The organism is uncultured Oscillibacter sp., from assembly GCF_947654275.1.
Taxonomy (GTDB): domain Bacteria; phylum Bacillota; class Clostridia; order Oscillospirales; family Oscillospiraceae; genus Oscillibacter.
Genome location: NZ_CANTJS010000076.1, coordinates 1 through 9,573, shown reverse-complemented (window position 1 = coordinate 9,573; position 9,573 = coordinate 1). Strand labels below are relative to the sequence as shown.

The 9,573-nt window shown below is 62.6% G+C and carries 4 protein-coding genes; 3 read left to right on the top strand and 1 reads right to left on the bottom strand.

From position 1 onward, the window contains the following. Positions 1 to 197 precede the first annotated feature (197 nt). From Q0063_RS13550 to Q0063_RS13540, 3 genes are all read left to right on the top strand, one after another. Entirely contained in the window at positions 198 to 3,512 is a 3,315-nt protein-coding gene (locus Q0063_RS13550) for a PD-(D/E)XK nuclease family protein (RefSeq protein ID WP_297872497.1), read from the top strand. Beyond that, positions 3,512 to 7,069, top strand: coding sequence for a helicase-exonuclease AddAB subunit AddA (gene addA, locus Q0063_RS13545; protein WP_297872496.1), 3,558 nt, complete (start codon positions 3,512 to 3,514; stop codon positions 7,067 to 7,069). The genes Q0063_RS13550 and addA overlap by 1 nt, the downstream gene beginning before the upstream one ends. Before the next feature lie 103 nt (positions 7,070 to 7,172). After that, positions 7,173 to 7,397, top strand: coding sequence for a DUF378 domain-containing protein (locus Q0063_RS13540; RefSeq protein ID WP_297872495.1), 225 nt, complete (start codon positions 7,173 to 7,175; stop codon positions 7,395 to 7,397). Positions 7,398 to 7,652: 255 nt separating this feature from the next. Here Q0063_RS13540 and abc-f read toward each other — a convergent pair whose 3' ends face one another. Beyond that, the gene (abc-f, locus tag Q0063_RS13535; protein ID WP_297872494.1) at positions 7,653 to 9,128 is read right to left on the bottom strand and encodes a ribosomal protection-like ABC-F family protein; all 1,476 of its coding nucleotides are present in this window, start codon (positions 9,126 to 9,128) and stop codon (positions 7,653 to 7,655) included. Positions 9,129 to 9,573 lie beyond the last annotated feature (445 nt).

The following is a 9,573-nucleotide window of genomic DNA, read 5'->3' as shown; positions in this document are numbered from 1 at the left end:
GGAATGAGGAATTAGGAATGAGGAATTAGGAATGAGGAATTAGGAATGAGGAATTGGGAATGAGAATCTAAAAAACCGGTTTGGTCCATTATACGACGGATTCCGCCAGATCGCAAGCCGCTTCGACACAGGCTCTTCCATTTTGCCGGGAATGTGGTATCATGGAGGAGAAAAGACTTGTAAAAGGGGGCGCTTTTTTGCTGACTGTTTTGATTGGCCGGGCTAAAACCGGAAAATCTTCCGCCGTGCTTCAGGAAATTGCCGGACTGGGAAAAAAGGGCGGACGGGAAATTCTGCTGGTGCCGGAGCACGCTTCCCATCAGGCGGAGGTGGACCTGTGCCGGGCCTGCGGTCCCACCGCCAGCCGCCACGCCGAGGTGCTGAGCTTCCGTCGACTGGCGGACCGGGTTCTCAGCGGGACGGCGGCGGGGCGGCAGGTGACCTTGGACGCCGGAGGAAAGCTGCTGACGCTGGAAAAGGCCCTGCTGGAGATTGCGCCGGAGCTGACAGTTTACCGCCGCCCCTCCCGGAAATCCGCCTTTTTGCAGCAGCTTTTGGAGCTCTTCGACGAGCTGCGCTGCTATGAGGTGACGCCGGAAACTCTCTATGAGCAGTCCCAGGCCGTGGGCGGCGCCACACGGGACAAGCTCCACGACCTAAGCCTTCTCTACGGCGCCTATGAGGCCCGCCTCCACCGCCCCGGTCTGGACGCCCGGGACCGGATGACCAAGCTCTGCGACTATCTGGAGGGGTCCCATTATGTCCGGGACAAACACATCTTTATTGACGGCTTCACCTACTTCACGGCTCAGGAGCGCCGCTGTCTGGAAATCTTCCTGCGGCAGGCCCGGTCCGTCACCGTGACCCTGCTGGGTGAGCCGAACAGCCGGGAGGAGATTTTCGAGGCCTCCCTCCGGACCGTGGACCGTCTCCGCCGGCTGGCGGAGCGGGAGGGCGTGGGTGCGTCCGTAAAAGTCCTGACGGCGGAGGACCCCTCGCCTCTGGGCCATCTGGAGCGGTATTTCTTCGAGGGCACGCGGCCCTTTGAGGAGGATTGCCCCCTGCCCATCCGGCTCCGGGAGGCGGACACGGTATTCAGCGAGGTGGAGCAGACCGCCGCCGATATCCGCCGCCTTCTGGCGGCGGGGGACTGCCGCTGCCGGGACATCACCGTGGCCGCCCAGAACATCGAGGATTATGAGGGGGTCATTGAGACGGTTTTTGAGCGCTACGGCATCCCGGTCTACCTCAGCCGCCGTAGCGACATTCTGGAAAAGCCGGTGCTGAGCCTGCTCACCGGCGTTCTGGACGCCGTGGGCGGCGGCTATGAATACGAGGACATGTTCCGCTGGCTGAAAACCGGCCTGGCGGGGCTGACGGCGGAGGAATGCGACGAGTTGGAAAACTACGCCCTCAAGTGGGAAATCCACGGCGGCATGTGGGTCCGGGACGTGGACTGGGCGGAGAATCCCGACGGCTATGGAGTCCCCTGGGACCAGCGGCGGCAGGACCGGCTGGAACGGGTGAACGGGCTCCGTCGCCGGGTTTATGGCCCTCTCAGCCGGCTGGCGGAGGGATTGAAGCAGGGAGAGACCGCCCGGGAAAAGGTGAACGCCCTGTATGGCTTCATGGAGGAGCTGTCCCTTCAGGATGCCCTGGAATGCCGGCTGCGGGCCCAGGCGGAGGCGGAGCGGCTCCAGGACGCGGAGGAGACCGCCCAGCTTTGGGAGATTCTCTGCGGCGTGCTGGACCAGTTTGTGGAGATTCTGGGGGACGAGCCTATGGAGACCGACGAATTCACCCGGCTCTTCCGCCAGGTGCTGACCCAGTACAGCGTGGGCACCATCCCCGTGTCCCTGGACCAGGTCAGCGTCAGCGGCGTGGGCCGGAACGACCGGCACACGGCCAGGCACCTCTTCCTTCTGGGGGTCAACGACCATGTGATTCCCTCCCCCGCCGCCCCCGGCGGCATCCTCAATGCCGACGACCGGGAGGAGCTGGCCCAGCGGGGCATTGAGCTGGCCCCCTCCGGCATGGAGCAGATGGGCATTGAGCTCCAGAACCTCTATGCCGCCCTGGCCCAGCCCACAGACAGTCTCACCGTCAGCTACCCGGTTATGGACGCCTCCGGCGGCGTTCTGCGGCCTGCCTTTGTGACGGACCGGCTGCGGGCCCTGTTCCCCGGCCTGTCCCTGGAGAAGGAGAGCGGCAGGGACTACCGGCTGACGGCCCCCCTGCCGGCCCTGGAGTCCGCCGTCCCCGGCGGGGCACTGTGGCGGTATTTCGGGGAGCAGGACGCCCTCCGGCCCCGGCTGGAGGCCATGGAGCGGGCGGCCTCCATGAAACGGGGACGATTGTCCCCCCAGGCGGTGAGAGCCCTGTACGGCCGGCGCATCAGCATGACGGCCTCCCGGCTGGAGCGGCTGCGGTCCTGCCATTTTGCATATTTCATGGAATACGGCCTTCAGGCCAAGCCCCGGACCCCCGCCGCCTTCGACGCGCCTCAGATCGGCACCTTCCTCCACTACCTCCTGGAAAACGTCACCCGGGAGGCGCTGAGCCGGGGGGGCTTCGCCCAGGTGGACCGGAAGGAGCTCCACGCCCTGACGAAGAAGTACATCGACGAATATGTGCGGAAGGAGCTGCGGAACTTTCAGAACCGGGGAGAGCGCTTCCGCTATCTCTTCAAGCGGCTCCGGAACACCGCCTATGCCGTCATCGACCAGACGGCGGAGGAGCTGCGGCACTCCGATTTCGTGCCCCTGGCCTTTGAGCTCTCTTTCGGTGACGGAAAGGAGCTGCCCGCCGTCACCATCTCCCAGCCCGGCGGCGAACTGCGGGTAGGGGGCAAGGTGGACCGGGTGGACGGATGGCTCAAGGAGGGCAGACTCTATATCCGGGTCATCGATTACAAGTCCGGCAGGAAGTCCTTTGACCTCTCGGAGGTCCGGATGGGTCTGGATATTCAGATGCTGCTGTACCTCTTTGCCCTGGAAAAAACAGGGGCTGCCCGCTTTGGGAGCGAGATTGAGCCGGCGGGAGTCCTCTACCTTCCCGCCCGGGACGAAATTCTATCCGCCGAGCGGAACATTCTGCCGGAAAAGCTCCGGAGCGAGCGGGAAAAGCAGCTCCGCCGCTCCGGGCTGCTTCTGGCGCAGCCGGAGGTGCTTCAGGCCATGGAGCACGAGGCCCTGAGCGAACCCCGGTATCTCCCCGTCCGGGTGAGCCGGGACGGAAGCCTCTCCGGCAGCATCGCGTCCGCCGCCCAGCTGGGGAAGCTGGGACGGTTCGTGGAAAGGACGCTGGGGGAGATTTTCCAGGAGGTCAGCCAGGGCAACATCGACGCGGACCCCTGCTGCCGCAGCGAGGAGGACAGCCGGTGCCAATTCTGTGAATGGGTGTCCGCCTGCCACTTCCAGGACGGCAGGGACGGCGACCACTTAAACTACATCTTGCCTGTCAAGGCAAAGGAATTCTGGCAGGAGCTGGAAGAGGAAGGAGATGAGACCTGATGGCGGAACCTCAATTGACGGCCCAGCAGCGCTCAGCCGTGGAGGACCGGGGCGGGGCCCTGCTGGTCTCCGCCGCCGCCGGGTCCGGCAAGACCAAGGTGCTGGTGGAGCGGCTGTTCCGCTATGTGACGGAGGAGCGGCGGAATGTGGACGATTTCCTCATCATCACCTATACCCGGGCCGCGGCGGCGGAGCTCCGGGGAAAAATCGCCGCCGAGCTCTCCCGCCGCATGGGGGAGAATCCCGGCGACCAGCATCTCCGCCGGCAGCTGCTCCGGGTCTATCAGGCGGACATCAAAACCGTGGACGCCTTCTGCACCGCCCTGCTCCGGGAAAACACCCATCTCCTGGCCCAGGAGGGGGACCGCCATGTGCTGACGCCGGACTTTCGGGTGCTGGACGACAGCGAGGCCGAATTGCTCCGGCAGCGGGTGCTGAACCGGGTGCTGGAAGAATTTTATAAGGACCTGACCCCCGGCGGCGAAGAGCTGGCGGATACCCTGGGGGCAGGGCGGGACGACGCCGCCCTGGCGTCGCTGGTGCAGACGCTTTACAACAAGCTCCAGAGCCACGCGGACCCGGACGGGTGGCTGCTGGAGAGCCGGAAAAGCTGGGAGGACCTGCCCGGCGACTTTGACGGGACAGGCTATGCCCGGGTCCTTCTGGAGATGATCCGCCGTCAGGGCGCCCACTGGGCAAACCAGCTCCGCCGGGGCGCGGCCCGGACCCAGGGAGACTCGGGGCTTGAAAAGGGATACGGCGGACCGTTTCTGATCTCTGCCGGGGGCTTCGACGCTCTGGCCGGGGCCGCCGGCTGGGAGGACGCCCGCCGGATGGCGGCGGCCGTTGAGTTCCCCCGTCTGGTGACCCCCAGGGGACGGAAGGAGGACCCGTTGATTGCCGGGCTGAAGCCCCTTCGGGAGGGGGCCAAGGACGCGCTGAAAAAGCTGGGGAAGTGGCTGGACATCAGCGGGGAGGAGGCCCTGGAGGACCTGCGGGCCGTGGCCCCGGCCATGACGGCTCTGCTGGACCTGACGGCGGCCTTTTCCCGGGCCTGCCGGGCGGAAAAGCTCCGAATCAACGCCGCCGACTTCTCCGACCAGGAGCACCTGGCCCTGCGCCTGCTGGTGAGAGAGGACGGAACCCCCACGGAGCTGGGGGAGCAGGTGGCAGCCCGGTATACGGAGATTCTGGTGGACGAATACCAGGACACCAACGAGATTCAAAACGCCATTTTCCGGGCGGTGTCCAAGGACGGGAAAAACCTCTTCACCGTGGGGGACGTGAAGCAGAGCATCTACCGGTTCCGTCTGGCGGACCCCTCTATTTTCCTGGAGAAATACGAGCGGTTCCGTCCCCGGGAGGAGGCGGAGGACGGCGAGGAGCGGAAGGTACTGCTGACCAGGAACTTTCGTTCCCGGCAGGAGATTCTGGACGCGGCGAATTTCGTGTTTGAGAATATACTCTCTGTAGAAATGGGCGATATGGAATACGGAGAGGATGCAGCCCTTCACTTCGGCGCGGAGTATTATCCCCCCCGAAAGGACTGCCAGACGGAATTCCATCTGATAAAGGCCCACCAGAGGTCGGCGGAGCGGCAGGGGCCGGTGAAGAAAATGACGGCGGAAGCCCGTTTTGTGGCCCGCCGCATCCGGCAGCTGCTGGACGAGGGGTATCCCGTCACGGGAGACGGCAACGTGCTCCGGCCCTGTGTGCCGGAGGACATCGTGATTCTCATGCGCTCCCCCGGAAGCCGGACGGAGATGTTTGCCGCCGCCCTGGCGGAGCAGGAGATTCCCTGTTCCTTTCAGGAAAATGAGGACTTTTTCCATTCCATGGAGGTCTCCACGGTGGTGTCCCTGCTGGAGCTGATTGACAACCCCCGGCAGGATGTGCCCCTGATTGCCGTGCTGCGGTCCCCCGTTTTCGGCTTTACGCCGGACCGGCTATCCATCATCCGGGGCAAAAGCGCCGGGGACTTCTACGAGGCGGTGGAGGCCGACGGCGGCGGGGACTGCGCCGCCTTCCTGGAGACGCTGAAGGGCTTCCGGGAGGCCGCCGGGGACATGAGCGTGCAGCGGCTTCTGTGGCACATCTATAACCGGCTGAATCTCCTGGGCCTCTTCGGGGCCATGGACAGGGGGCTGGAGCGCCGGGAGAACCTGATTGCGCTGGCGCGGCAGGCCGGGGCCTTTGAAAGCGGAGGCTGCCGGGGGCTCTTCGCCTTTGTCACCCGGCTCCGGCAGCTGCTGGAGGCGGGGAAGGCTCCCACTGCGGCCTCCGGGGCGGCGGTGAACGGCGTGCGGCTTATGAGCATCCATAAGTCCAAGGGACTGGAGTTCCCTATTGTCATCCTGGCAGACCTGGACAACCGATTTTCCCGGCAGGATTTCAACACGCCGGTGCTGGTCCATCCCTCCATGGGCCTGGGCCCCCGGCGGGTGGACCTGGAGCGGAAGATACGCTATGCCACCCTGGCCCGGGCGGCCATTGAGGAGACGCAGAGACGGGAAAATCTGGCGGAGGAACAGCGGGTGCTGTACGTGGCCATGACCCGGCCCAAGGAGAAGCTGATTCTGGTCTGCTCCATGCACTTTGCCGAAACCCGGCTCCAGCGTCTGGCGGCCTCCGCCGCCTGCCCCGTGCCGCCGGAGTCGGTGGCGGCCTGCGGAACCTATGGGGAATGGCTGCTGCTGCCCCTGCTGTGCCGCACGGAGGCGGAGCCCCTTCGGGCTCTGGCGGGGGTGGAGTGCGGGGACACTTACGGCGGCGGCACCGCCCCCTGGGAAATCTTCCTCCACGACGGCGAGGACTTCCGGGAGGAGCCAATCCAGGCGCTTCCGGCGGGGGAGGAGGACCGGACGGAGGCCCCCTTTGACCCGGCGCTGCTGGCCTTTGCCTACCCCTATCAGAGAGAGACCGTCCTGCCCGCCAAGCTGACAGCCACCCAGCTGAAGGGACGCCTGTTGGACCAGGAGATTGCCGAGAACGCCGGCCACACGCCCTACATCCGCCCCCTGTCCCAGCCGAAATTCCGGAGAGAGGAAAAGGGGCTGACGCCGGCGGAGCGGGGAACCGCCATGCATCTGGCCCTCCAGTATCTGGATTTTTCCGGAGGAGACGCCGCCGCCCAGCTGGAGACTATGGTCCAAAAGGGCTTTATCGCGCCGGAGCAGGCGGCGGCGGTGGAAACGTCCAGTCTGAACCGTCTGTTGGCCTCGCCTCTGGGGGAGGAGCTGCGGACGGGCCGGAACCTCTTGCGGGAATATCCCTTTACGCTGCTGGTGGACGCCCGGGAGTACGAGCCGGAGGCCTCCGGCGGAGACTCGATTCTGCTTCAGGGCGTGGTGGACTGCTGCTTTGAGACCGATGAGGGTCTGACGGTGGTGGATTTCAAGACGGACCGTGTGAAAAGCGACGAAGAGCTGCGGCAGCGGTCGGAGCACTACCGGCCTCAGCTGGAGGCCTACAGCCTGGCGCTGGAACGGGTGCTGGAGAAAAAGGTGGTTCGCCGGGTGCTGTACTTCCTGACCCGGGGAACGGCGGTGGAGCTCTGAGGAGCGCCCGGATCAGCATGAAAAATTTTCCGGGCATGGATTCGACCGAATCGGACAATCTAACCCCATATTTCAGCCTGACGGCAGAAATGGAGGTTTGGATATGAATGTTGTAGATCGGATTGCGCTGCTTCTGGCTGTCATCGGCGCCCTGAACTGGGGCGGCGTGGGCCTGTTCGGCTTTGATACGGTGGCCTTCCTCTTCGGGGGACAGATGTCGGTGTTCTCCCGGATCATCTATGCCCTGGTGGGCCTGGCGGGTCTGTGGTGCGTCACCATGCTGTTCCGCTTCAGCGGTGAAGAGGACCGGGCGGTCAGCGCCGCGTAAAACGCGAAAGCAAACGGCAAAGAAACGCCTGCGGCTCCCTCAGACGAAAGAGGGGACCCCGGATTGGAAAGCCGGGGTTCCGAAGCGCCGGGAGCTTGCCGCAGAAGAACAGCGAACGTCCCGGTCCTTGAACAGCAAGGATGGGGGCGTTCGCCGCGTTCTGCCCGGCAGAGCCGGAGGGTGTATTGGGAGCCCCGCTGCCTGAGAAGGCCCGCGCTTTGCCGGCAGATTCCGCCGTCAGGCGTTTCCACGGCCTCACTGCCGCTGGAGATGGACCACTCTGGTGGCGACGGTGTCCCTGAAGGCAAGATCGTGCTCCACCAGAAGCATGGTTGGCGAGAATTCCGCTATGAGCTGCTCAATCTGCATACGGGAATACACATCGACAAAATTAAGCGGTTCGTCCCATACATAGAGATGCGCAGGCTCGCAGAGGCTTTTCGCAATCAGCACCTTCTTCTTTTGACCGCCTGAAAAATCCCGCATGTCCTTTTCAAACTGCACCCGCTCAAAACCCATTTTCCGGAGGATGGTTTTCAGCAGGCTTTCGTCAAGGCGGTGTTTCCGGGCAAATTCCGAAACGGCGCCCGCCAGATGGGAGGTATCCTGAGGCACCCAGGAGATTACAAGGCCGGAGCCTATGGTCACGGCGCCGGTGTGGTCGATGGGGGCGTTGAGGAGCAATTTCAGCAGACTGCTTTTGCCGCTTCCGTTTTTCCCGTCAATGACGACGCGTTCCCCCCGCCGGACGCTGAATGCCGTCGGCTGGCAGACCGGATGGCCGTCGTAGACCGCCGACACATCGGAGAAGGATACCAGAACATCCGCATGATAGGCAAGAGGCCGTATTTTCAGCGGGTCCGCCGTCTCCACGTTTTTCAGTAGCTTCGATTTCTGCTCGACTGCCTGTTGCTGTCTGGCCTCTATGTTTTTGGAGCGTTTCATCATTTTGGCCGCTTTATGGCCGACAAATCCCCTGTCCGCCACTCCGGTTCCGAACTTGGAGGCCTCCACCTGGTCGGACCAGGCCGAGGAGCGTTTCGCGGCTTTCTGAAGGCGGCTGATGTCTTTTTTCAGCCGCTCGTTTTGGGCCGATTCAAAGTCCTGCTGCCGCTGGAAGTTCTCCATCCAGGAGGAAAAATTGCCGCTTTGCACCTCGATGCCGGCGCGGTTCAGGGACAGGATATGGTCGACGCAGCCATCTAAAAACCGGCGGTCATGGGATACCAGAATGAACCCCTTTTTCCTGTTCAGATATGCGGCGACCTGTCTGCGGGCGGCGGCGTCCAGGTGGTTGGTGGGCTCGTCAATCAGCAGGAAATGTCCCTCGTTAAGGAAAAGGGCGGCCAGCAGGACCTTGGTCTGTTCCCCGTTTGAAAGGGTTTCAAAGGGCCGGCTCAGAACATCTGCGCTTACATCGAGACAGGACAATTCCCTCAGAAACTCCCATGCCTCCGCCTGGGGGCAGACCTCCCTCAGGATATCCTCGGTCATCTGTGTTTTGTCAGCGACGGGGTATGGGAAGTAATCAAACTGCACGGAGCTGGTGATGTGCCCGCTGTACTCGTAGGCGCCAAGCAGCAGCTTCAGGAAGGTGGTTTTCCCTCTGCCGTTTCTTCCCACAAAGCCGAGCTTCCAATCTGTGTCGATCTGGAAATGAACGCGGTCAAAAATGAGGTCATAGCTGGAGGGATAGGAAAAAGTGAGATTTTCCACTTTAATCATTGACATAACAGATTTCCTCCTTATGGGCGGGTTTATCATGGAAAAGAGCTGCAAGAAAGCAATTCTTGCAGCTCAAAACAGCACAAACACGCCCCATAAGGGGATGCTACGGCTATCGTATGAGTGAATAGACGGATTACTTTCCTGCAACCGGCACAACCGGGCTGAAGCTCCAGCACGGCTGTCCATTTTGTTTTACTTGCAGGAAATGTGAATCATCTTTTCACCTCTTTTAAGAAATTTTACTCATTCTATCACAGGATGAGAGAAAGGTCAAGGGGCAAAATCAAGGGGAAGGTCCTTTTTTGCAGCGGATTGAAAGACGGGGCCGCGGAGACAGCGGCCTCCGTGAAACCCTTCTGACCGGGAATTTCCATCAGAGGGTTGGATGGGGGTTATTCCCACTCGCAAAATGAAACTTAATTCTAAACGCTTTTGTTTGGGGGATTTG

Excerpts from the sequence above, each read along its gene's own strand:
- Q0063_RS13540 (WP_297872495.1), top strand. The coding sequence starts at position 7,173 with ATGAATGTTGTAGATCGGATTGCGCTGCTTCTGGCTGTCATCGGCGCC.
- abc-f (WP_297872494.1), bottom strand. The coding sequence starts at position 9,128 with ATGTCAATGATTAAAGTGGAAAATCTCACTTTTTCCTATCCCTCCAGC.
- addA (WP_297872496.1), top strand. The coding sequence starts at position 3,512 with ATGGCGGAACCTCAATTGACGGCCCAGCAGCGCTCAGCCGTGGAGGAC.